Below are 21,481 nucleotides of genomic sequence, written 5' to 3' on the forward strand. Positions count from 1 at the left end.
GCTAACGGGCCACACTGAGCGACAGTGCGAAGCGGCCACCGGTGTCCGTCCACCAGTGGGTCGCCTCCAGCCCCGCCGCGGCCAGTTCCCCGTACACACCCTCCTTCCGGAACTTCGCCGACACCTCCGTACGCATCTCCTCACCCGGCGCGAAATCGACGGCGAGGTCGAGTGCGGGAATCTTCACGGTCTGCCCGGCGAGGGAGCGCAGCCGCATCTCGATCCACTCGTTCTCCGCGTCCCACAGCGCCACATGCTCGAAGGCGTCCGGGTCGAAGTCGGCGCCCAACTCACGGTTGACGACGGTCAGTACGTTCTTGTTGAACGCGGCCGTCACGCCCGCCGCGTCGTCGTACGCCGGGACCAGCACCGACTCGGCCTTGACCAGGTCCGTGCCGAGCAGCAGCGCGTCGCCGGGGGACAGCAGGGAGCGGACCGAGGCCAGGAACGTGGCGCGCTCGGCGGGCAGCAGATTGCCGATCGTGCCGCCGAGGAACGCCACCAGCCGGGGCCCGGGCGTGCCCGGCAGCGCCAGACCGCCGGTGAAGTCGGCGATCAGGGCGTGTACGCCGAGCCCGGGCCGCTCGGCGACCAGCGCCTCGCCCGCCTGCCGCAACGCGCTCTCACTGACGTCGACGGGCACATACGTGTCCAGCTCGGTCAGCGCGTCCAGCAGATGCCGTGTCTTGTCCGACGAGCCGGAGCCCAGCTCGACCAGCGTGCGCGCACCGGACGCGGCGGCGATCTCCCCGGCCCGGGCGAGAAGGATCTCGCGCTCGGCCCGGGTCGGGTAGTACTCGGGCAACTCGGTGATCCGGTCGAAGAGTTCACTGCCGTGGGCGTCGTAGAACCACTTCGGCGGGAGAGTCTTCGGGGTGCGGGTGAGCCCGTGGAGCACATCGGCGCGCAGGGCGGCCTCCGTGGCGTCCTCGGGCAGGGTGCGGGTGACCAGGAACGGACTCACGTACGAAGCTCCTCGGGTGGTACGGATGCCAGGTCGCCGCTCGTGTCGCTCACGTCCTGGAGCGGGGTGAGCCGTACCTCGGTGCGGCTCGCGATGACGAGGGTGCGGTCGGGTACCTCCTGCCAGCGCGGATCGTCGTCGTACGGTTCGGAGGCCACGACCGTGCGCGGGCCGGGCCCGGAGAGGTGGAAGAGTGTGTCGCCCCAGGTGGTCGCGGCGATCGTGTCGCCGTCGGTGAGCAGCAGGTTGAGCCGGGACCCGGGGGCCGCCGCGGCGACCTCCAGTACCGTCCGCGCCAGCGCCCGCCCCACGTCGTCACCGGCGCGCAGCCGGTTCAGCACCAGGGCCCACACGAACGCCGAGTCGCAGCGCGCCTCCATCGACAGCAACTCCTCGGCGGGCAGCGCCTGTACGAGGGGAGCGAGCGACCCGGGCCACCCCTTGACCGCCCCGTTGTGCCCGAACAGCCAGGCACCGGCGGCGAACGGCGCCGCCGCGGCCTCCCCGTCGGCGCCCGCCACCGTCGCGTCACGTACGGCGGCGAGCAGGGCGGTGGTCCGCACGACCCGGCCGAGGTCGGCGAAGGAGGGGTCTGCCCAGACGGGTCCGGTACGCCGGTAGCGGGCCGGCACCGGATCGCCCTCCGCGTACCAACCGACCCCGAAACCATCGGCGTTGACGGTGCCGTACCGCTGGCGCCGGGGCGCCCAGGACTGCCGGTACAGCCCGTGCGGCGGCTCGGTCACCAGCGCGCCGATGGCCTCCGGGGGCCCCAGATAAGCCAGTTGACGGCACATCAGACAGCCTCCGGGGTACGGGCGGTGCGGAACCCGGAGAAGATCTGCCGCCGGATCGGATAGTCCCAGTTGCGGAACGTCCCCCGGCAGGCCACCGCGTCCACGGCGAACGAACCACCGCGCAGCACCCTGTACTCGGGTCCGAAGAACACCTCCGAGTACTCCTTGTACGGAAACGCGTCGAACCCCGGGTACGGCGCGAGATCGCTCGCCGTCCACTCCCACACGTCACCGATCAACTGCCGTACCCCGAGCGGCGATTCACCGGCTGGATAGGAGCCGGCGGGCGCCGGACGCAGGTGCCGCTGACCGAGGTTGGCGTGTTCGGGGGCGGGGTCGGCGTCGCCCCACGGGTAGCGCGTCGAGCGGCCGGTCACCGGGTCGTGCCGGGCCGCCTTCTCCCACTCCGCCTCGGTGGGCAGCCGGCGCCCGGCCCAGCGGGCGTACGCGTCGGCCTCGTACCAGCACACGTGGAGGACGGGCTCGTCGGGCGGCACCACCTCGGTGACCCCGAACCGCCGCCGCAGCCACTGCCTGCCGTCCCGGTACCAGAACAGCGGTGCGTGCAGCGAGTGTTGGCGCACATGCGCCCAGCCGTCCGGCGTCCACCAGCGCGGGTCGTCGTAGCCACCGGCCGCGATGAACGCCTGGTAGGCGGCGTTCGTCACCGGGGTCGTGTCGATGAAGAAGGACGCCACCTCCCGCCGGTGCGCGGGTCGTTCGTTGTCCAGGGACCACGGCTCGGTGGAGGTGCCCATCGTGAACGGGCCCCCGGGGACCAGGACTTCGGCCGGACCGGTGAAGAGGGGAACGGGCTCGGGATCGGGCGCGGTGAGCGCCACGGGCCCCTTCCGCAGCTGATGGGTGATCAGCATCGTCTCGTCGTGCTGCTGTTCGTGCTGGGCGATCATCCCGAAGGCGAACCCGGCCTCGGTCAGCCGCGCGCCCGTCCCCTCGAACGCGGCGCTCTCCAGCACGTCCAGGGCCCGCCCGCGCACCTCCGCCGCGTACGTGCGCGCCTCGGCGGGCGGCAGCAGCGGCAGCGAGGGCCGTTCGGAGCGCGGGTGCTCGAAGGCGTCGTACAGCCCGTCGATGTCGGGCCGCATCGCCTCCCGCCCGGCGACCGCGCGCAGCAGCCACATCTCCTCCTGGTTGCCGATGTGCGCGAGGTCCCACACCAGCGGGGACATCAACGGCGAGTGCTGGGCGGTGAGTTCGGGCTCGTCCACGCAGGAGGTGAGGAACGCGGTCCGCTCCCGCGCGGTGGTGAGCGCGGCCAGCGCGCGCTCCCGGAGCGCCTCCGTGTCCAGGGCGGCGTCGGTCATGTGCGGAGGTCCTTCCCGTACGAGGTCCCGTGCGCACGCCGGTCCGTGCCACGCAGGCGGTCGAGCAGGTCGTCGGCGGGGCAACGGCCTTGGATGACATAGCGGTTCAGGAAAGCGGCGACGGCGTCGACGACCTCGCGGCTCGCACCGAGCCGGGGCAGGGCCTCCAGGGCGGCCGAGAAACAGACGACGGCCACCTCGTGCAGTTCGGGGTCGGTCAGGCCGTAGCGGGCCGCGTCGGCCCACAGCGGATTGTGCGGGGCGGGCAACGACCCGGCGCGCTCGGCCAGCGGCTTGACCGCCCGGTAGGCCCGCTCGGCGGCTTCCGGGTCGTCGAAGAGCGCGGTCGTCACTGCGAGCGGGACGATCCAGCCGTCGTCGCCGGGCTGGGCGTCGATCATGCGCAGTTCGAGATGGCCGCGCGGCCGGACCGGCGGGAACAGCGTCGTCAGGTGGTAGTCGAGATCCTCCTGGGTCGGCGGCCGGGGCACCCCGGACCGGATCCACTCCCGGAACGTCAGACCGTCCGTCGGTACGTCCCACGGCCCGCTGTCCTGCCGTACACACATCACCGGGGCGTCGAGCACATGCCGGGCCCAGGCGTGCCGCGGGTCGGCGTCCATCGCGGGTGCGCCGGCCCGCCCCGCGCCGATCTCCATCCACAGCACCTGCCGGTTGGAACGCCAGCCGGTGGGGTTGCCGTGCGCCAGCGGGGAGTTGGCGAACGCGGCGACCAGGACCGCGCCGAGCTGGTGCGCGAGCCACCAGCGCCGTCCGTGGCCGAGGGGGCCCGGTTCCTCGTACCCGGCGTCGAGGCACACCTGGACGGAGGCCGAGGTGCACATCATGGCGCGGCCGGCCGGGCCGGTGAGGTCGAGGCAGCGCTCCAGGGCGTCATAGCGCGGCTCGTGGAGGAAACGGCGGGGCGGGTGCCAGGGATCCTGGCCGATTCCGACCAGACCGAGACCGTCCTCGCGCAGTACGGCGCGGACGGCGTCCAGATCGGCGGAGACGGATCCGATGCACTCCATCAGGGTGTCGGCGGGAGCGGAGCTGAGCTCCAGCTGGCCGCCGGGTTCGACGGTGAGCGCCGACCTGAGAGGCAGGGTCCGCAGGGAAGCGTAGGCCGCTTCGAGCCGTGCGGGTGTGACGGGGAGCTGCGGTTGCCGCAGCTCGTGGACGAGCCATTCCACCTCGACACCGAGGGTGCGGGGCGGTCCGGTCTTGAAACAGATTCCCCGGACGAGGGCTTCGACCTCGGCCTCGGAGAGGGCGGTGCGGCGTTTGGTACAGCCGCTCACCGAATCGGACATGTTGGGATTCCTCCTGAGACTCCACCATGCCGCCGGCCCGGCTACGGGTGGGCCGGACAGGCAACGCTCGTCCCACCCAAACCCCTCGCGTCGAATCGCACAAGGGTGCACATGGGCGCTTTCCGGACGATGGATCTCCGTTTCCTTGGCGTTTCCGTGCCGTTCGCGGGCCGGGAAACTCTGTTGCACCGCACGACCAGCATCGCCCACGATGCCTGCATGAGCACGGCGGGGGAGCGAGCACGGGGCACTGACATGGCGCACACGGGGGTGGCGCCATGAGCGCCCGTCTGCGCGACCTCGCCCGTGGCACGGAGGAGATCGTCGCGGCCGGTTCCTACCGCGCGTCCGACGGACGCGAGGTGCGACTCGCCGCGGCGATCAAGGCCGCCCGGGCGGGCACCCGCCTCTACGGCCCGGGCCCGGTGGAGGTGCCTCCGGCGGCCTCACTGCTGGACACGACGTTCGAGGTCACCGGTGAGAGCAGCCTGGAGGCCGCCCGCCGTCTCCCCGGCCCGGTGGCCGTCCTGAACTTCTCCTCGGCCCGCAATCCGGGCGGCGGCTACCTGAACGGCGCGCAGGCCCAGGAAGAGGCCCTGTGCCGCGCCTCGGCGCTGTACGTCTGCCTGAGAGAGGCGCGCGAGTTCTACGACCACCACCGCGCCCACCGCGACCCCTTCTACACGGACCGCGTCATCCACTCACCCGGGGTACCGGTCTTCCGCGACGACCGGGGCAACCTGCTGGACACCCCGTTCACGGCCGGCTTCCTGACCTCGGCGGCCCCGAACGCGGGCGTCGTACGACGAACGGCCCCTGACCGGGCCCCCGAACTTCCGGGAGCCTTGGCGAGCCGAGCGGCACGGGTCCTGGAAACGGCCACGACAGAGGGCTACCACTGCCTGGTACTGGGCGCGTGGGGCTGCGGAGTCTTCCAGAACGACCCGGCCATGGTGGCGGCCACGTTCAGGAACCTGCTGGTGGGCGGCCGTTTCGAGGGCAGATTCGAGAGGGTGGTGTTCGCGGTGCTGGACCGCACGAAGAACGCGACGACGCGGGCGTCCTTCGAACGCACGTTCACTGGAGCAAGCGCCCCCTAGGGCGCGGCTTGCTTATAGGGGCGCGGGGAACTGCGCGACCAGCCCCCACAGCCCCGCACTGTGATCACAACCGAAACTCACCGCCACCCATACCGCTCCCGCAGCCGCAAAACAACAGAGTTGAACCGCATCCGATCCAATGCACAGGCCTCCCGCCGCATCCCGTCCTCAAACAGCCGCAGCACCCGATCCACATCAACCCACGAGTCCCGCCCGGTCCGATCCCAGGGGCCGCTCCCAATGGGCACCCACTCCCGGTCCCCGTCATGCCGCTTACTCGACAGCTGCACGGCAAGAAACGTCCCGCCGGCCTCGCGAGCGACAACAAGGACGGGCCGGTCCTTGCCCCGCCCGTCGTTCTCCTCGAACGGCACCCAGGTCCACACGATCTCGCCGGGATCGGGATCGCCGTCGTGGGCCGGTGAGTACTCGGTACGCACCCGGCCCACGTCGCGAGGATCGGCCTCGGTGGTGGCGGAGGGGCCGTATCGCCCCGGAACATCGGCATCGGTGAAGGCAGTCACGAGGCTCACGTTAGAGCCTGCGCACCGCCCCTCACCGCACCGCCCTCACCGCATCACCCCTCGTCCTTCTCCACCGGCACTTTCTGGGAGCCCGGCGCCACCAGCCCGTTCAACGCCGAAGTCCCGTTCGGAGCCTGCCCGTTCTGGTTCATGGACGCGAGCAGCTGCCGCGCCAGCCCCAGCCCCGTACCGCCCATCGTGAGCGCCTTGGCGAGCATCTCCGCCACACCGTCCGCGCCGTTGAGCACCACCATGTTGTCCACGCTGCCGAAGGCGGACGCGCCGGCCTTCACGATCTCCGGCCAGTTCTCGGCGAGTTGCTGGGCGACCACCGCCTCCTGGTTCTCCGCGAGTGCGGCTGCCCGCGCCTTGATGGTCTCCGCCTCGGCGAGCCCCTTCGCCCGCGTCGCCTCGGCGGCGGCGAGCCCCTTGGCCTGGGACGCGGCGGCCTCGGCCTCACCGGTGGCCCTGGTCGCCATGGCGGCGGCCGCACCTCGCGCCTTGGTCGCCTCGGCCTCGGCGCCCGCGGCGGCCTTCACCCGGTTCGCCTCGGCCGTGGCCGCGAGCTCGGTCTCCTTGGCCTTGGCCTGCGCCGCCGAGATACGCGCGTCACGCTCGGCCTCGGCCCGCGCCCGCGTCTCGTAGGCCTGTGCGTCGGCCGGCTTGCGGACGTCCGCCTGGAGTTGCTGCTCGCGGCGCAGGGCGTCGAGTTCGGCGATGCGGGTCTCCTGGACGACGACGTCCTGCCGGGCGGCGGCGTCGGCGAGCGGTCCGGCCTGCCGGGCCTTGGCCGCCGCCTTGTCGCGCTCGGCCTGGTACCCGGCCTGGAGGATCTCGCTGTCCCGGGTGGCCTCCGACATCCGCGCCGCGGCCTTCTGTTCGGCTTCGGTGGCGAGACGGTTCGCCTCCGCCTGTGCGATGCGCGCGTCCCGCTGTACGGCGGCGGCGTGCGGCATGGCGAGGTTCTTGATGTACCCGGTCGGGTCCTCGATCTCGTGGATCTGGAGGGAGTCGACGATCAGCCCGAGCTTCTCCATCTCGGTGCCGCACGCGGCCCGGGTCTGCCCGGTGAGCTTCTCCCGGTCGCGGATCATCTCCTCGACGGTCAACCCGCCGACGATGGACCGCAGATGCCCGGCGAACACGTTGTGCACGCGCTCCGCCATCATCTTCTGCTGGTCGAGGAAACGGCGGCCCGCATTGGCTATCGACACGAAGTCGTCGCCCACCTTGAAGATGACCACGCCCCGCACCTTCAGCGGAATGCCCTGGGTGGTCACGCAGTCCACCAGCAGCTCGGTCTCGTTGAGGTCGAGCGACAGCTTGCGCACCGCCTGCATCCCGGGCAGCACAAGCGTGCCGCGCCCGGTGACGATACGGAACCCCATGCCTTCCTCAAGGCCTTCGGTCCTGTGCTTGGAACCGGAGATGATGAGTGCCTCGTTGGGTTCAGCGACCCGCCACATCATCTTGAACACACCGATGAGTGCGAGAACCGCTGCTACCGCGATCCCCGCAACGACGCCGACGAACATCGGCATACGCCCCCTTTGCCTGGTGCCCTTTCGGCACCGAACGAACGCAAGGGTGCTCCTGTGCGGGGCCGGGGTACAGAACCTGACGAATCCTTGTTGCAAGTTTGACGCATACGTGATCATCCGCAGACGTACCCGGACAGCCCGACGGCACGCCGGCCGGGCTCAACTGTCGTACGCAGGGGTGACGTACACCGTGCGCGGCGGCAGATACTCCACGACCATCACCACCGTCCCCCGCTCGATGCGGTCCTTCGCGGCGGCGGGGTACGCCAGGAAGTGCTCGGCACCGCCGCGCACCCGGACGATCACCTCGCCGACCAGCCCCGGTCCGATCGTGCCGGTCACCCGCCCCATCAAGCCGACCATCGGCGCGTCGTCCATGGTCACAGGGTACGGGCCGAACCCCCCTGCGTGGCCGTCGAGTCGGCGACCGGCTCGTCCACCCGCGGCCCACTCCCTGTCCGCCGCGTCGGCGTGTTCTCCATTGCTATTCCACAGCTCCTCTACCGCACGGTAACGGCCGGCGGAGTGATGTCGTTCGGGATGTCGAATATGCCTGGCCGGGCGGAGATTCACAGGTCCGGGGCGTGCCCGAAGTATTGACGTGCGCACGGCCCGGATCTACGGTCTGACCGATTTACCGAACTGCGTTCGCAATGTCGAACGTGGAGAGCCGTCGGTTGGATCACCAAGGAGCCGCACGTGACCAGACCCCGCCCCACGCCCTCCCGCCGCAGCCTGTTGCGTGCGCTGGCCGCCCTGCCCGTCTCGGCGCTCGTCCTGGGTGAACTGCCCGGACTGCTCGGCACCGCCGCCGCGGCGGCCCCGCCCAGCGGATCCGCCACGCGGTACACCATCGTGCCGTTCCTCAACAGCAACGACGGCACGGTGAACGTCTACCAGTCCGACGACGCCACCGACTTCCGGCTCGTGCAGTCCTCGGCCTACACCCCGCCCAGCAACCGCATCCGCGACGCGAGCATCATCAAGCACACCAACGGCTACTACTACGTCACCTACACCACGCACACCTGGCAGGACACCAGCACCACCATCGGCTTCGCCCGCAGCTCGGACCGCGTCAACTGGACCTTCCTGTACGACTACACGGTCCCGATCGCCAACCTCTCCCGCGCCTGGGCGCCCGAGTGGTTCGTCGACAGCGACGGCAGCGTGAACATCATCGTGTCCTGCTCGGTCACCAGCGACGAGTGGATCTTCACCCCGTATCTGCTGAGGGCGACCAACTCCGGGCTCACCGCGTGGAGTTCACCGGTCGCCCTGTCCGGCATCGGGGCGAACCACATCGACACGGTCATCGTGAAGATCGGCTCGACCTACCACGCGTTCCCGAAGAACGAGACGACGAAGTACATCGAGTACGCCACCGCGACCAACCTCGCCGGCCCCTACACCATCTCGAAGACCGGCAACTGGGCGGGCTGGGGCAGCTACCGCGAAGGCCCGTCCGTGATCCAGCTCGACAACGGCGGCTGGCGGATCTTCTTCGACGGCTACGGCGACGGGAACTACTACTACAGCGACAGTTACAACACGTTCGCCACCTGGACCGCTCCCAAGGCGCTGCCCGTGGTCTCCGGCACGGCACGCCACTTCACCGTCATCAAGGAGACGGTCAGCGGCGGCCCGACCCTGGCGAAGGGCGTCACACGTTCCTTCCGGTCGGCCAACTACTCGACGCGGTACTGGCAGGTGGAGTCCTCCCTGCTCAACCTCCCCGTGGTGAGCAGCTCCAGCACCGCCGCGGTCAAGCAGGCGGCCACCTTCACCGTCGTCGCCGGTCTCGCCGACGCCAACGGCTACTCCTTCCGCGACAGCGCCGGCAACTACCTGCGCCACTACAGCTACCGCGCCCGGTTCGACGCCAACGACGGTACGTCCACCTTCGCGAGGGACGCCACGTTCATCGCGCGGACGGGCACGGCGTCGGGCTCGATGCGCTTCGAGTCGTACAACTACCCGGGCTACTTCCTGCGCCACTACAACTACCAGCTGCGCGTGGACGTGACGGACGGCACGGACACCTTCCGCCAGGACAGCTCGTTCGTGCCGGTGACCGCCTGGGCCTGAAAGCCGGCGGCGCGTGCTTGATCCGGATGGTCCGGGTGCGACCCCTGTGCGGTCCGACCGTCACAGGGGTCGCTGCGTATGCCTACTGGTCCGGGTCCTCCGGGACACGCATCTCCCGCACGAGGCGTCGGCGGGCGCTGAGAAGGGAGTCACGCGTGATCGTGGCGGCCAGTTCCGTGTCGCCGGCCGAGAGCGCGTCGATCAGCGCAGGCTGGGGGGTCCACAAGGACGAGTCGTGAGCTTCCAGGGCCACACGTGCACCGATCACCTTGTAGGGCCGGCATTGGATCCACAAGGAGTCGATGGTCGACACCAGGACCTCGTTGCCGCCTGCGCGGTACAGGTGCCGCAGCAGGTCCTCGTCCTCGTCGAGAGCATCCGTGACGCGTCCCAGGACGACGGCCCGGTACATCCGTTCACAAGCGCCCCGCATCTTGTCCAGGTCGTCGCCGGTGACGGACGCCGCGCTCTTCCGGGTGGCCTCGACCTCGAGGATCGTCCGGACCTCATAGAGATCCAGTAGCTCGTGAACGGTGAACTCGCGGACCCGGGCCCCTCGATGCGGGTGGGCCACGGCGAGGCCGTTCTTCACCAGGAGCCGAATCGCCTCCCGAACCGGCATGACGCTCGTTCCCACTTGCTCGGCCAGGTCCCGGACGGGCAGACGGTCTCCCGCCGCGAGTTCGCCGTCGAAGATGCGTTGGGCGAGGACCTCGTAGACCTGGTCCGCGACGAGCGTCGGGTTGACGGTCTGGCTCTCGCGGCCAGTTCCTGTGACCACTGAGAACTCCATCGCGTCGGCAGCAGAGAAGACAGGAACACGATAGCCGCGTACGGGAGCGGTCTGACCCGGCCGGTCGTACGGCCCAGGCGGGCCGGCCCGGAATCGGCCGGCCCCGGTCCCGCCGGCCCGGATCGCGCACCTCCTGACAGCCACGCCGAGACGGTACGAGGGCTACTCGGACGACAGATCCATCAGGACCAGGGCGAGCGCCTGTGCGCCGGCGTCCACATCGGCGTCCTCGGCGTGCTCCTCCGGGGAGTGTGAGATTCCGCTGGGATTACGCACGAACAGCATTGCCGAGGGGGTGAACGGCGCCAGCACTCCCGCGTCGTGACCGGCACCCGTGTCGAGCAGTGGCGCGGACGGAAGGACCTTCGTGAAGCGCTGGATCAGGTCGGCATCGAAGGTCGCGGTCGGGCTGTACGACTCACGGGTGACCGACGAGTGGCAGTCTGCCGCGAGTGCGAGTCCGCGTGCCTGGGTCGTGATCTCATCGACGAGGGGCTCCAGGACCGACTCGTCCGCGTGCCGCACGTCGAGCCAGACGTCCACGGCCGAGGCGATGACGTTGGAGCCGCCGGGCACCGGAATCACTTTCCCGACGGTCGCACGGGCACCCGCGACGGCCCGCGCAGCCTCCTGTACCGCGAGGATCGTCCGGGCCGCGGGGACCATCGGGTCGCGGCGGTCCGACATCAACGTCGTTCCGGCATGGTTGCCCTGCCCTTCGAAGCGCAGCTTCCAGCGGCCGTGCCCGATGATGCTGCGGCCGATGGCCACGGGCTCGGACAGGTCGACGAGGCCTCGGCCCTGCTCGACGTGGAGCTCCACGAAGGCGCCTATGCGTTCCAGGGCTCTCGCGTCGGGTCCGACCCGGTCGGGGTCGATTCCGTTGCGGCCGAAGAGATCGGCGAGCGTGTCGCCGTTGTCGTCCTTGAGCGCAAGGGCTCGGTCCACGGAGACCGTGCCGGCCATGAGACCGGAGCCGAGGCAGGGCAGGCCGTACCTCGATCCCTCCTCCTCCGGGAAGACGACGATGACCACAGGGCGGCTCGGGCGGAAACCGGAAGCCTGCATCAGCTCGACCGCCGCGAGTGCCGAGACGACCCCCAGTGGACCGTCGAACGCGCCGCCGCCGGGCACCGAGTCGAGATGGCTCCCGGTCGCGACAGCATGGTCACGAGCTCGGCCCGGTGCGTCCCACCAGGCCCAGATGATGCCGTTCCGGTCCGTTTCCACGTCGAGCCCCAGACGCTGGGCTTCCCCGGCGAACCACTCCCGCAACTCGAGTTCCGCCGGCGAGAACACGGGGCGGCTGTAGCCCCCGCGCTTCGGATCGCGGCCGATCCCGGACAGGCCGGCCATCATCGACGAGGCGGTCATCGCCGTCCCCCGTCCCGGAGGGAAGCGGCACCCAGGCTGCCGCCGACCAGGAACTCCCGGGGGAGGGCGGCGCGACCGGCGGCAGGAGTGCCGGCGCCGGCGAGATGGGCGGCGAGAACGCCGATGAGTGGAGCGAACTTCGCGCCATGTCCGGAGCACGGGGAGATCACTGTGAGGTTCTCGGTACGGTCGAGCACGAAGTCCTCGCTCGGGGTCGTCGTGAAGAGGCAGGTCGTCTCCGCGTACGGCTCGGGCACGAGGCCGGGGAGGTTGTCCTTGACGTAGGAGAGCAGCCGTTCGCGGTTCGCCGGATCGATCTGCCCGTCCTGCTCGTATGCCGAGGGCAGCACCTTCCCCACGGCGTACTCCGCGAGCTTCTGGCCACGGAAATCGGCGTCGCGACCACCGGGAAGGCTGTAGGTTCGGATCGCCTCGGTCTTGTGGATGAAGGTCGGCCAGCCTTCGGCGCCGTCACGGTAGGGGAAGTGGTAGGCCTGTTCCTGGGTGACCGTGAACCGCGGCATCGCGGCTGTGAACCGCTCGTCGGCACCAGTGTTCTGCAGGAGTCGAGGCAGGAAGCCGCCGGCGCAGAGGACCACTCGCTCGGCATCGAAAGTGCCACCCGCGCCGTCATGCAGACGATAGCCGGACGCCATCCTGTCGATTCTCTGTACGTCCCGCCCCGTTCGCAGGCGGGCACCGTGGGAGACCGCGAGAGAGACCATCGCCTCGACCGACCTCTCCGCGTCGATCACCCCGGCGTCCGGATGCCACAGCACCGGCGAGTCGAACTCGACCTGCCAGCGCTCCGAGGCCATCGCAGGACTGAGCAGTTCGTGCTCGATGCCGGCCGCCTCCAGGGAGCGCGCGAGTGCGCCCGGGTCGCGCCGCTCGCCCCAGTCCAGACAGCCGGTCCGGCTGATCAGCTGCTTTCCGGCAGCCGCCTCCAGCTCCGACCAGAGGGGTCGCGACCGGAGGGCCAGATCGGTGTAGAGCGTGGACGGGTAGGCGTATCGGAAGATCCGTGCGGAGCCGTGCGAGCTGCCTTCGTGGTCGGCCGGCAGACCGCGTTCGACGAGTGTGACGTCGTTGCCGGCTTCCGCGAGGCGCCATGCGGTCGCGGCGCCGGCCAGCCCCGCGCCGACAACGACAAAGGTGGACTGCTCAGTTGCCATGGTCTGTTCCTGATATGTCGTGTTCGCGGCAGAGAAAGGTCACCTGGTTCAGTGAGCGTGACATGTGATCACATCTGGCGTCCATAGTGACCCGCCGGTAACTTGGAGGTCGATGTCTGCTGCTCCATGGCCCAGGGTTCGCAGAATCGCCTGCTCGGCGGCTGTGCTCTTCGGCGGGCTGGAATATGTGCTTGACCAGCCAAAATGTGCACTAGAAGTCGATTGCGGCGCGGCGTTCCTGGTGTAGTCGCAGATCGGTCGGGTGGTGGTTGATGTTTTCGCATGAACGAACCTTGCGTGATGTGTGATCACAAATTACGGTAACCGGTGCGCACTCTCACTCGTCTCGAAGACCTCCTCGCGGAGAGCCCGGAGCCGTCGCGCATCCACGGTGCTCCCGACGCTCTACTCCGATCAGAAGGGCATCCCCGTGCCGAACAAACTCCTTCTTGTGGCGTCCGAGAACAAGAAGCTCGGGCGGATCGTCACCAAGAGCAAGCTGACCCGGCCCATCGTGCAGCGTTACGTCGCGGGCACCACCCTCGCCGAGGCGCTCGACGTCACCGAGCAGCTCAACTCCGTCGGGATCGAGGTGAGCCTGGACCTGCTAGGTGAGTCCGTCCACGACCTGAAGCAGTCGGAGGCCGCGACCGCGGAGTACATCCGAGTCATCGAGGGCATGGCGCCGCGGAGCGCGAGTGCGACCGTGTCGGTCAAGCTGTCCCAGCTCGGCATCGTCATCTCCCCGGAGAGCTGTGAGAAGAACCTGCGCCGACTCCTGGAGGCGGCCCGTGCCCACGGGTGCGAGGTCGAGGTCGACATGGAGCACAGCTCCGTCGGCCGGGAGACGCTGGAGATCTTCCGGCGCTGCCACGTGGAGTACCCGGAGACTCGCGTGGCCATCCAGGCCTGCATGCGCAGCACTTTTCAGGACCTGTACGAGTTCGGTGACACCCCGCCCAGGATCCGGCTCGTCAAGGGTGCCTTCGACGAGAAGGTGGACGTGGCCATCCTCGACCGCGACGACGTGACGGCGCAGTACCAGCACTTCGCCAAGTGGGCACTCGCCAACCTTCCCGACCCCGCCTTCGGTACCCATGACGACGCCTGCATCGAGACCGTGAAGCGCACGGCCCGCGAACTCGGTCTGGACAAGCGCTCGTTCGAGTTCCAGATGCTTCAAGGCGTGCGCCGCGAACTGCAGGAGGAACTGGTCCGCGAGGGCTACCGCGTCCGTGTGTACCTGCCTTACGGCACCGAGTGGTATCCGTATCTGACGCGCCGCATGGCCGAGAAGCCCGCCAATCTTCTTCTCTTCCTCCGGTCGGTCGTCGGATCATGATGCAGCTCACTCGGCGTTCTCCGGGGCGGTCGGACGATCGGCATCAACTCGCTTTCCCCGGCGCACGTTCACCGCTGGTGCGTATGACCACGACCACCCATGCTGTCGCGATCCCGGCCGGAGTCGGTCCCACGCTCGTGGCCGACCAGGTCTACGAGGTGCTCGCGAGCCGCATCTTCACCGGTGAGCTGCCCGCCGGCGCGCGGCTTCGGGTCCGTGACATCGCGGAACAGGTGGGAACCAGCGTCACGCCGGTGCGGGAAGCGGTCCGGCTGCTCGTCGAGAACGGGCTGGCCGTCAGCCACCCCCATCGCGGGGCCAGGGTCCGTGAGTTCACCGTCCGCGAACTCATCGCCGTCTACGACGTCCGAGCCGTCTTGGAGGTCGAGGCCACGCGGCTCGGCGTGCCCCGGGTGACCGAGTCGGATCTCGCGGTCATGCGTGAAGCGTGCGACCGGATGTTCCGCGCGGTGGTTCACGAGGACGTCAACGAGGCGCTTGAGGCCGACGAGGTGCTGCTCCGGCAGCTCTACCTCGCCGGAGGCAACGACGTCCTCGTCCGGACGGTCGACTCGCTGTGGACCCAGTGCCGCCCCTACAAGGTCATCGGGGCCCGCGCCGCGATCCGGTCGCGTGATGCATCGCTGTGGGAGCCCCAGCCGGCCCTGATCGGTGCGCTCGCGGAGCGAGACCTCGACGCGGCGCTCGCGATCACCCGACGGTCGGTCGCGAGCGCTCGCCGGCGTCTCGAGAACCAGCTCGTCACTCACTGACATCAGCACCGTCCGGCGTAGGCCGTACGCCGAGCAACCCACCTGAAAGGGAAACCCTCATGTCCGCCACACCCGTCAGCATCGCCGCGAACCCGCGGATGCCCGCACCGAAGAACGAACCGTCGCGGGACTTCGTACCCGGATCGCCGGAGTCGCGATCGGTATCGGCCGCGATCGAGAACATCCGCGTCAACCCGAGGGAGATTCCCCACGTCGTCAACGGCGAGCGGATCATGACCGCCGAGACCACGTGCGTCGTCGAGCCGCACGCCCATCAGAGCGTCATCGGCACCCTGGCCGTGGCGGACGAGACCGTGACGAAGAAGGCGATCGCGGCCTCCCTCGCGACGGCACACGAGTGGTCCCGCACCCCCTGGTGGGAGCGCGCGGCGATCATGCTGCGCGCGGGCGACCTGGCCGCGGGGAAGTACCGCGACGAACTGGTCGCCGCGACGATGACGGGACAGTCCAAGACGTTCCACCAGGCCGAGATCGACGCCGCAAGCGAGTTCGCGGACTTCATGCGGTACAACGTGCACCTCGCGCAGCAGATCTACGCCGACCAGCCGGCGGCGCTCCCCGGTGACATCAACATCCTCGACCAGCGTCCGCTGGAGGGATTCGTCCTCGCGATCACCCCGTTCAACTTCACCGCGATCGGCGTCAACCTGCCGACGACCCCCGCCCTCATGGGCAACACCGTCGTGTGGAAGCCCGCGGAGAAGGCGGCTCTCGCAGCCGAGGTCACCATGCGGGTCCTCGAGGAGGCCGGGCTGCCGCCGGGTGTCATCAATCTGGTCCACGGTTCGGGCGCCGCGGTGTCTGCCACCGCCATCGCGGACCCGGACTTCGCCGGCCTCACCTTCACGGGCTCCACGGCGGTCTTCCGGAGCCTGTGGCGCGCCATCGGCGACAACATCGACACCTACCGTTCCTTCCCCCGGCTGGTCGGCGAGACCGGCGGCAAGAACGCCGTCCTCGTACACCCGACGGCGGACATCGACGCCGTCCGCACCGCGCTGGTCCGTTCGGCCTTCGAGTACCAGGGCCAGAAGTGCTCCGCGGCCTCACGCGCGTACATCGCGCGCTCGGTGTGGAACAAGCTCCGTGACGAGCTGGTCGACATCGTCCGCGAGCTGCCCGTCGGTGACCCGACCAAGCACGAGACGTACATCGGTGCGGTGATCGACCGGACCGCCGCGGACCGTCTCCAGTCGGCATTCGTCCGGGCGAACGCGCTCGACACCCACGAGCTCCTGGTGGGCGGCAGGACCGACACCTCGACAGGCTGGTTCGTCGACCCGACGATCTACACCACGACCGACCCGACGGCGTTCACCCTGTCGGAGGAGTTCTTCGGTCCGCTGCTCAGCGTGTACGTGTACGAGGACAGCGAGTGGGACACGGTCCTCCGCGAGGTCGACCGGGCCAGCGGCTACGCGTTGACGCTGTCCGTCTTCGCCTCCGACCGCCGGGCGATCTCGAGCGCCCTCGACGTGCTCCGCAACACGGCCGGCATGACCTACGTCAACGACAAGCCGACCGGGGCGCTCATGGGTCAGGTCTCCTTCGGCGGCGGCCGGGCCTCGGGCACCAACGACCGAACGGGTTCGCGTCTGGCGCTGCAGCGCTGGATCTCGCCGCGGTTCATCAAGGAGAGCCTCACCCCCGCCACGGACTGGACCTACCCCTACCTCCAGCGGTGACGTCGCGGTGCGGTGTGTGCGTCACGTTGCGGGAGCGACAGTGCATGGCCGACATCGAGCGCGAGGCGACCGGGCGACGGCGTGGGTTCCCGCCGTCAGCACGCCGTGGTGATCGTGATCGCGGCCACCGTGCCGTCGCCCCGTAGAGTCACCGCCGCCGGGCCTTCGTGACGCACGCAGTCGAGGCGGCCGAGTGCGGTCTCCCGTCCGTCCGGTCCGCCGACGGCGATCCCTTCGGTGACGGCCATGACGAGCAGGGTCTCGCCGGCGGCGCAGGCCCACTCGGGCCCCTGCGCGGCGGTGACGGTGATGATCCGCACCTGTGCCGTGGCCCGGCTCCTGCGGGTCATCACGTTCATGTTGCGGACCGTGCCCGCTGCCGGTCGGCAGTGCGTCGCCGCGTCGCCGGAGAAGGCGAAGGGACTCAACGGCCCGACCGGATGCGGTGTTCCGTCCACGGTCAGCACCATGCCCTCGCCCTCGACGAGGGTGATCACGCGGTCGATGCCGGGGAAGGCGGAGAAGGAGCCTTCCGTGTCCACGTCCGCGACGCTCACCCGCCAGTCGAAGCCGTCCGTGATCTCCGTCGAGGCCCGAGGCGCCTGCATGGTGCCCGACGCGACCTCGCGGGTCGTACCGCCGCCGTTCTTCCACGGCACGCTGCGGTAGTGGCTCCAGCGCAGAGCGTCTTCGCCCATCCGGCACCATCTCCTTGCTCTGTCATCCGCCCGGCTGCCTGCACCGGCGCACCCGGGCCGCCGGCCTCTCGGCTGTCGGACGGCAGGAGCGTCCGGGCACGTGATCATCGAGTGCGAGGCCGGCCTACGTGCCGACGGGGGAGCTCGTCAGGTTTTGGTGCGCTGGAGGTCGGCGGTGTGGTGGGCGACGAGGAGTGGCCAGGTGAGTTCGGCCATCTCGGTCGGTGTGGTGGGGCTGTCGCGTTGGAGCCAGTCGGTGGCCACGCCGAGGAGTGCGCCGGCGGTGAAGGCGGCGGGTACGTCGTGGGGAAGGTCGGTCGGCGCGACGTTTTCCAGCGGTGTGCCGGCGTTCAGGCGCAGGGCGGTGTGGACGGAGGCGGAGATGCGGCTGCGGATGTGGTCGATGACGCGGGCGCTGCCCTGTGGCCCCAGGAGGCTGCGGTAGAGACCGGCGTGTTCGGCGAGGTTCTCGAAGAACGCGACGAGTGACCGGGCGGGGTCCGCGTCCGGGTCCGCGGGCGCGGGATCGAGGGCGGGAAGGGACTCGATCAGGGCGTCGATCGTCGAGGTGCAGGCGGCCTCGGCCAGTTCATGGACGTCCCGGTAGTGGTCGTAGAAGGTCGTGCGGTTCACGCCGGCCTGTTCGGCGACGTCCGCGACGCTGATCTGCCCCAGGTCCTGTTCCTCGACGAGCTTGATCAGCGCGCCCTGCAGGGCCGCGTGAGTGCGACGTACGCGCCGGTCGCCTGCCGGCGGGTTCTGTCGGGTCGTGGACATGGTCGACATCCTATCTAACCGACGACTGTTGGTTTACCTACGAGTGTCGGTTAATGTGTTTCGTGGAAGTGGCCCCATGCGGCCCTGTCCGGCCGAGAGAGGACCCCCATGAAGCTCACCGTGGACGAACCCAAGTGCGTGGCCGCCGGGCAGTGCGTCCTGATCGCACCAGACGTCTTCGACCAGCGGGAGGAGGACGGCGTGGTTGTGCTGCTGACCGAGGCCCCCGGGGCGGACCGGCACCGAGCCGTGCGGGAGTCGGCCCTGGCCTGTCCCGCCGCCGCGATCCACGTGGCGGAGTCGCGAACCGAATAGCGCTGGTAGGCGCGAGACCGGCTCACCGGTGTGCTCGCCGTCGGCAAGTCACCCAAGGCGCTGCGCTCCTGTCGGACGCTCATCGCCTCAGGCGCCACCTGGGACACGGCCGCCACCGTCATGGCCACCGCTTCACCCACCTCGTAGGCCGCCGTCGCGTACGGCGTGACCCCCCTTTTTTTTCAAGCTTGCCAAGGAGCAATCCATGAGTACGACGACCCGCACGACCGCCCCGGTCGACCAGCCCGAACTACCCCCGTTCCCCGGAGTCCGGTCCGCGCGCTGCCCCTTCGATCCGCCGGCCGACTACACGGACTGGCGTGAGGGCGAAGGTCTGCGACGCGCGCTGTGGCGTGGCGAACCGATGTGGGTGGTGAGCCGGTTCGCCGACATCCGGCAGGCCCTCAGCGATCCCCGGCTCAGCGCGGACGACCGTACGCCGGGCTTTCCCGTCCCGGCCCCCGGCGGGTCAGAGGTGGCCCAGTCCTTCGTACGGATGGACGACCCGGAACACATCCGGTTACGTCGGATGCTCACCGGCGAGTTCACCGTCAAGCAGATGGAACGGCTGCGCCCGCTGATCCAGGAGCAGGTCGATCACTTCCTGGAGCAGATGATCAGCCAGGGGTCACCGGCGGATCTGGTGAGCGCCTACGCCTTCCCGATCCCGTCCATGGTCATCTCCCTGATGCTCGGTGTGCCCTACGAGGACCACACGTACTTCCAGGAGCACAGCGCCACCATCGTCAGGGCCGACGCGACGGACGAGGAGAAGCAGGCGGCCGGCATGGCGCTGGCCGGCTATATGTACGAGCTGACGGCCCGCAAGGAGCGCGAGCCGGCGGACGACCTGATCAGCCGGCAGCTCCGGCGGGTCGCCGCCGGGGAGATCAGCCGCGACACCGTGGTCGTCAACGGTATGGCGCTGCTGGTCGCCGGGCATGAGACGACGGCCAACATGATCGCCCTGAGCACCCTGACCCTGCTGGAGAAGCCCGACCGGCTCGCCCGGATCCGCGACACCGACGATCCCGCCGTCGTGGCGAACGCGGTCGAGGAACTGCTGCGGTACCTGACCATCGTCCAGGACGGGATCTTCCGCGTCGCCACCGAGGACGTCACCGTCGGCGGGCAGCTCGTCCGGGCCGGCGAGGCCGTGATCATGAACCTGCCCGCCGGCAACCGCGACGCGTCCTTCTCCGCCGACCCCGACACCTTGGACCCGGACCGCAACGCCCGCGGTCACCTCGCCTTCGGCTACGGCACCCACCAGTGCCTCGGCCAGCCCCTGGCCCGGGTGGAACTGCAGATCGCCCTGCCCACACTGCTGCGCCGACTGCCGGGCCTCCGGCCGGCGGTACCCCTGGACCAGATCGCCCTTCCGCAACAACGCCATCACCTACGGCCCCCACGAGCTGCCGGTCGCGTGGTGACCACCACGGCAGTCGGCAGGTCGACTGCCTGACCGGCGAGGACGGGTACGCCCACGCGGGTCTCTACGACGAACTGCCGACGGCGTGCCCGCCCGCCGCGCCACAGCGCCACGTACGAAGAACACGTCCCAGGAAAGAGGCTTCCCATGGCCACGATGAAGTCCGTCCGGACCGGAGGGCAAGGCCGGATCGAGGTGGTGGAGGTCGAGCGCCCGGTGCCCGGCGCCAACGACGTCCTGTTGCGGATCCGCGCCTGCGGCATCTGCGGCACCGACGCCACGTTCGTCCGCGAGGGCGGGGTCCGCCTGGGCCCCGGCGGGTCGGTCGTCCCGCTGGCGCCCGGCCACGAACCGGCCGGCGAAGTGGCCGAGGTGGGGGCTCTACAACGTCGGCGCCGACGCCTCGGCGAGCGCGCTGCGGCGCCGGCAAGGCCGGACCCGCACGGCTACCCGAACCCCTGAGCTCAGCCTCGACTGACCCCACCCCAAAAAAGGGCATTGAGATGAACGTAAGAGCAGAGAACCGTTTCGACGGCAAGGTGGCGATGGTCACCGGCGGAGTCTCCGGTATCGGTGCCGCGATCACCGAACGCCTGCTGGTCGAGGGCGCGGTCGTTGTCGCGGTGGACATCGACGCAGACGCTGCAGCGTCGTTCATGAAGCAGCACGACTCGACCCGTCTGCAGTCCCGTGTGCTTGATGTTTCGGACGCCGACGCCACACGGACAGTGATCGAGGAGGTCGTCGCCGAGCACGGCCAGCTCGACCTCGTCGTTCCCAACGCCGGTATCGCCGCTCCCGGCAACGCCGCCGACGTCACCCTCGACGGGTGGAAAGCCGTGCTGGACGTCGACCTCAACGGGGTGTTCCACACCATTCGCTACGCCCTGCCGCACCTGGCGGCAACACGCGGCTCCGTCGTCAGCACCGCATCCATCTCCGGACTCGGTGGCGACTACAATCTCGCCGCCTACAACGCGGCCAAGGGCGCCGTCATCAACCTCACCCGCAGCGTCGCCGTCGACTTCGGCAAACAGGGCGTGCGCGTCAACGCCATTGCCCCGGGGCCCGTTCTCACCCAGGGTCTGCGGCAGTGGCTGGACGCCCGCACCGATGTCCGCGACCTCTACGAAGACCACATCCCGCTGGGACGCGCTGCCGAACCATCGGAGATCGCGTCAGTGGTCGCGTTCCTCGCCTCGGACGACGCCTCGTACATCACCGGCGTCACCCTCGCCGTCGACGGCGGACTCACCGCCTGGACCGGCCAGCCCCACGTCATGGGCTGAGCGGGCATCCGAGCCACCCCCGAACTCGCCGAGCACCAGGAGCGGCAGTAAGGGGCGTCGTCACCTTCGGCGAGTAAGAGCCGTCGACAACCCACCAGTTGGTCCGGCCGACCGGGCATCACGCGAGGAATTGCCGGCCGGGCGTGCGGTCACAC

The 21,481-nt window shown here is 69.6% G+C and carries 21 protein-coding genes; 9 read left to right on the top strand and 12 right to left on the bottom strand.

Annotated elements, in window-relative coordinates; translation table 11 throughout:
- Position 1: 1 nt before the first annotated feature.
- Genes egtD through egtA form a run of 4 tightly spaced genes read right to left on the bottom strand, consistent with a single transcriptional unit; the run spans position 2 to position 4,399 of the window.
- Complete coding sequence (gene egtD, locus ACH4TV_RS21410; protein ID WP_398400311.1) at positions 2–964, bottom strand: L-histidine N(alpha)-methyltransferase; 963 nt, start codon at positions 962–964, stop codon at positions 2–4.
- Positions 961–1,761 (bottom strand): ergothioneine biosynthesis protein EgtC, encoded by an 801-nt coding sequence (egtC, locus tag ACH4TV_RS21415; protein WP_398400314.1) that lies wholly within the window; start codon positions 1,759–1,761, stop codon positions 961–963. The genes egtD and egtC overlap by 4 nt, the downstream gene beginning before the upstream one ends.
- Positions 1,761–3,086, bottom strand: a complete 1,326-nt coding sequence (gene egtB, locus ACH4TV_RS21420; RefSeq protein WP_398400316.1) for an ergothioneine biosynthesis protein EgtB — start codon at positions 3,084–3,086, stop codon at positions 1,761–1,763. The genes egtC and egtB overlap by 1 nt, the downstream gene beginning before the upstream one ends.
- Positions 3,083–4,399, bottom strand: coding sequence for an ergothioneine biosynthesis glutamate--cysteine ligase EgtA (egtA, locus tag ACH4TV_RS21425; protein WP_398400318.1), 1,317 nt, complete (start codon positions 4,397–4,399; stop codon positions 3,083–3,085). The genes egtB and egtA overlap by 4 nt, the downstream gene beginning before the upstream one ends.
- Positions 4,400–4,677: 278 nt before the next feature.
- On the opposite strand from egtA, the gene ACH4TV_RS21430 reads away from it, so the two are divergent.
- Positions 4,678–5,499: a TIGR02452 family protein gene (locus ACH4TV_RS21430; RefSeq protein ID WP_398400320.1), complete on the top strand. Its 822-nt coding sequence runs from the start codon at positions 4,678–4,680 to the stop codon at positions 5,497–5,499.
- A gap of 77 nt (positions 5,500–5,576) precedes the next feature.
- On the opposite strand, the gene ACH4TV_RS21435 is transcribed toward ACH4TV_RS21430, so the two are convergent.
- The 3 genes from ACH4TV_RS21435 to ACH4TV_RS21445 form a co-directional block, all read right to left on the bottom strand.
- Positions 5,577–6,023, bottom strand: coding sequence for a type II toxin-antitoxin system PemK/MazF family toxin (locus ACH4TV_RS21435; protein WP_398400322.1), 447 nt, complete (start codon positions 6,021–6,023; stop codon positions 5,577–5,579).
- A 53-nt stretch (positions 6,024–6,076) separates the two neighbouring features.
- The gene (locus ACH4TV_RS21440) at positions 6,077–7,564 is read right to left on the bottom strand and encodes a flotillin family protein (RefSeq protein WP_398400324.1); all 1,488 of its coding nucleotides are present in this window, start codon (positions 7,562–7,564) and stop codon (positions 6,077–6,079) included.
- Positions 7,565–7,723: 159 nt separating this feature from the next.
- Positions 7,724–7,942 carry a hypothetical protein gene (locus ACH4TV_RS21445; protein WP_398400327.1) on the bottom strand — a complete coding sequence of 73 codons (219 nt, stop codon included), beginning with the start codon at positions 7,940–7,942 and terminating at the stop codon, positions 7,724–7,726.
- Between the two features lie 321 nt (positions 7,943–8,263).
- Here ACH4TV_RS21445 and ACH4TV_RS21450 point away from each other — a divergent pair, with 321 nt between their 5' ends.
- Positions 8,264–9,652: a glycoside hydrolase family 43 protein gene (locus tag ACH4TV_RS21450; protein WP_398400329.1), complete on the top strand. Its 1,389-nt coding sequence runs from the start codon at positions 8,264–8,266 to the stop codon at positions 9,650–9,652.
- Positions 9,653–9,734: 82 nt separating this feature from the next.
- On the opposite strand, the gene ACH4TV_RS21455 is transcribed toward ACH4TV_RS21450, so the two are convergent.
- From ACH4TV_RS21455 to ACH4TV_RS21465, 3 genes are all read right to left on the bottom strand, one after another.
- Positions 9,735–10,433 (bottom strand): GntR family transcriptional regulator, encoded by a 699-nt coding sequence (locus ACH4TV_RS21455; RefSeq protein ID WP_398400331.1) that lies wholly within the window; start codon positions 10,431–10,433, stop codon positions 9,735–9,737.
- Between the two features lie 174 nt (positions 10,434–10,607).
- Positions 10,608–11,819 (bottom strand): allantoate amidohydrolase, encoded by a 1,212-nt coding sequence (locus ACH4TV_RS21460; RefSeq protein WP_398400333.1) that lies wholly within the window; start codon positions 11,817–11,819, stop codon positions 10,608–10,610.
- Positions 11,816–12,994: an FAD-dependent oxidoreductase gene (locus tag ACH4TV_RS21465; RefSeq protein ID WP_398400335.1), complete on the bottom strand. Its 1,179-nt coding sequence runs from the start codon at positions 12,992–12,994 to the stop codon at positions 11,816–11,818. The genes ACH4TV_RS21460 and ACH4TV_RS21465 overlap by 4 nt, the downstream gene beginning before the upstream one ends.
- Positions 12,995–13,424: 430 nt before the next feature.
- On the opposite strand from ACH4TV_RS21465, the gene ACH4TV_RS21470 reads away from it, so the two are divergent.
- The 3 genes from ACH4TV_RS21470 (at position 13,425) to pruA (ending at position 16,815) form a co-directional block, all read left to right on the top strand.
- Positions 13,425–14,336 carry a proline dehydrogenase family protein gene (locus ACH4TV_RS21470; protein ID WP_398400337.1) on the top strand — a complete coding sequence of 304 codons (912 nt, stop codon included), beginning with the start codon at positions 13,425–13,427 and terminating at the stop codon, positions 14,334–14,336.
- An 83-nt stretch (positions 14,337–14,419) separates the two neighbouring features.
- The gene (locus tag ACH4TV_RS21475; RefSeq protein WP_398400339.1) at positions 14,420–15,109 is read left to right on the top strand and encodes a GntR family transcriptional regulator; all 690 of its coding nucleotides are present in this window, start codon (positions 14,420–14,422) and stop codon (positions 15,107–15,109) included.
- A gap of 59 nt (positions 15,110–15,168) precedes the next feature.
- Positions 15,169–16,815 carry an L-glutamate gamma-semialdehyde dehydrogenase gene (pruA, locus tag ACH4TV_RS21480; RefSeq protein ID WP_398400341.1) on the top strand — a complete coding sequence of 549 codons (1,647 nt, stop codon included), beginning with the start codon at positions 15,169–15,171 and terminating at the stop codon, positions 16,813–16,815.
- Between the two features lie 95 nt (positions 16,816–16,910).
- Here the strand turns inward: pruA and ACH4TV_RS21485 are convergent, their stop codons facing one another.
- Positions 16,911–17,513, bottom strand: coding sequence for a HutD family protein (locus ACH4TV_RS21485; protein WP_398400343.1), 603 nt, complete (start codon positions 17,511–17,513; stop codon positions 16,911–16,913).
- Positions 17,514–17,660: 147 nt separating this feature from the next.
- Positions 17,661–18,290, bottom strand: a complete 630-nt coding sequence (locus ACH4TV_RS21490) for a TetR/AcrR family transcriptional regulator (protein WP_398400345.1) — start codon at positions 18,288–18,290, stop codon at positions 17,661–17,663.
- 108 nt (positions 18,291–18,398) lie between these two features.
- Here ACH4TV_RS21490 and ACH4TV_RS21495 point away from each other — a divergent pair, with 108 nt between their 5' ends.
- The 4 genes from ACH4TV_RS21495 to ACH4TV_RS21510 all read left to right on the top strand — a co-directional run bounded on the left by ACH4TV_RS21495 (position 18,399) and on the right by ACH4TV_RS21510 (position 21,326).
- On the top strand, positions 18,399–18,605 hold the full coding sequence (locus ACH4TV_RS21495; protein ID WP_398400348.1) for a ferredoxin: 207 nt from the start codon (positions 18,399–18,401) through the stop codon (positions 18,603–18,605).
- A gap of 205 nt (positions 18,606–18,810) precedes the next feature.
- Positions 18,811–20,070: a cytochrome P450 gene (locus tag ACH4TV_RS21500; RefSeq protein ID WP_398400351.1), complete on the top strand. Its 1,260-nt coding sequence runs from the start codon at positions 18,811–18,813 to the stop codon at positions 20,068–20,070.
- A 114-nt stretch (positions 20,071–20,184) separates the two neighbouring features.
- Positions 20,185–20,499 (top strand): alcohol dehydrogenase catalytic domain-containing protein, encoded by a 315-nt coding sequence (locus ACH4TV_RS21505; protein WP_398400353.1) that lies wholly within the window; start codon positions 20,185–20,187, stop codon positions 20,497–20,499.
- 41 nt (positions 20,500–20,540) lie between these two features.
- On the top strand, positions 20,541–21,326 hold the full coding sequence (locus ACH4TV_RS21510; RefSeq protein WP_398400355.1) for an SDR family NAD(P)-dependent oxidoreductase: 786 nt from the start codon (positions 20,541–20,543) through the stop codon (positions 21,324–21,326).
- The last annotated feature ends 155 nt before the right edge of the window (positions 21,327–21,481 follow it).

The sequence above is a fragment of the Streptomyces sp. NPDC020898 genome, assembly GCF_044333925.1.
Taxonomy (GTDB): Bacteria; Actinomycetota; Actinomycetes; order Streptomycetales; family Streptomycetaceae; genus Streptomyces.

Excerpts from the sequence above, each read along its gene's own strand:
- egtA (WP_398400318.1), bottom strand. The coding sequence starts at position 4,399 with ATGTCCGATTCGGTGAGCGGCTGTACCAAACGCCGCACCGCCCTCTCC.
- ACH4TV_RS21510 (WP_398400355.1), top strand. The coding sequence starts at position 20,541 with ATGAACGTAAGAGCAGAGAACCGTTTCGACGGCAAGGTGGCGATGGTC.
- ACH4TV_RS21490 (WP_398400345.1), bottom strand. The coding sequence starts at position 18,290 with ATGTCCACGACCCGACAGAACCCGCCGGCAGGCGACCGGCGCGTACGT.
- pruA (WP_398400341.1), top strand. The coding sequence starts at position 15,169 with ATGTCCGCCACACCCGTCAGCATCGCCGCGAACCCGCGGATGCCCGCA.
- ACH4TV_RS21430 (WP_398400320.1), top strand. The coding sequence starts at position 4,678 with ATGAGCGCCCGTCTGCGCGACCTCGCCCGTGGCACGGAGGAGATCGTC.
- egtB (WP_398400316.1), bottom strand. The coding sequence starts at position 3,086 with ATGACCGACGCCGCCCTGGACACGGAGGCGCTCCGGGAGCGCGCGCTG.
- ACH4TV_RS21495 (WP_398400348.1), top strand. The coding sequence starts at position 18,399 with ATGAAGCTCACCGTGGACGAACCCAAGTGCGTGGCCGCCGGGCAGTGC.
- ACH4TV_RS21485 (WP_398400343.1), bottom strand. The coding sequence starts at position 17,513 with ATGGGCGAAGACGCTCTGCGCTGGAGCCACTACCGCAGCGTGCCGTGG.
- ACH4TV_RS21460 (WP_398400333.1), bottom strand. The coding sequence starts at position 11,819 with ATGACCGCCTCGTCGATGATGGCCGGCCTGTCCGGGATCGGCCGCGAT.
- ACH4TV_RS21445 (WP_398400327.1), bottom strand. The coding sequence starts at position 7,942 with ATGGACGACGCGCCGATGGTCGGCTTGATGGGGCGGGTGACCGGCACG.
- ACH4TV_RS21500 (WP_398400351.1), top strand. The coding sequence starts at position 18,811 with ATGAGTACGACGACCCGCACGACCGCCCCGGTCGACCAGCCCGAACTA.
- egtC (WP_398400314.1), bottom strand. The coding sequence starts at position 1,761 with ATGTGCCGTCAACTGGCTTATCTGGGGCCCCCGGAGGCCATCGGCGCG.
- ACH4TV_RS21465 (WP_398400335.1), bottom strand. The coding sequence starts at position 12,994 with ATGGCAACTGAGCAGTCCACCTTTGTCGTTGTCGGCGCGGGGCTGGCC.
- ACH4TV_RS21475 (WP_398400339.1), top strand. The coding sequence starts at position 14,420 with ATGACCACGACCACCCATGCTGTCGCGATCCCGGCCGGAGTCGGTCCC.
- ACH4TV_RS21505 (WP_398400353.1), top strand. The coding sequence starts at position 20,185 with ATGGCCACGATGAAGTCCGTCCGGACCGGAGGGCAAGGCCGGATCGAG.
- ACH4TV_RS21440 (WP_398400324.1), bottom strand. The coding sequence starts at position 7,564 with ATGCCGATGTTCGTCGGCGTCGTTGCGGGGATCGCGGTAGCAGCGGTT.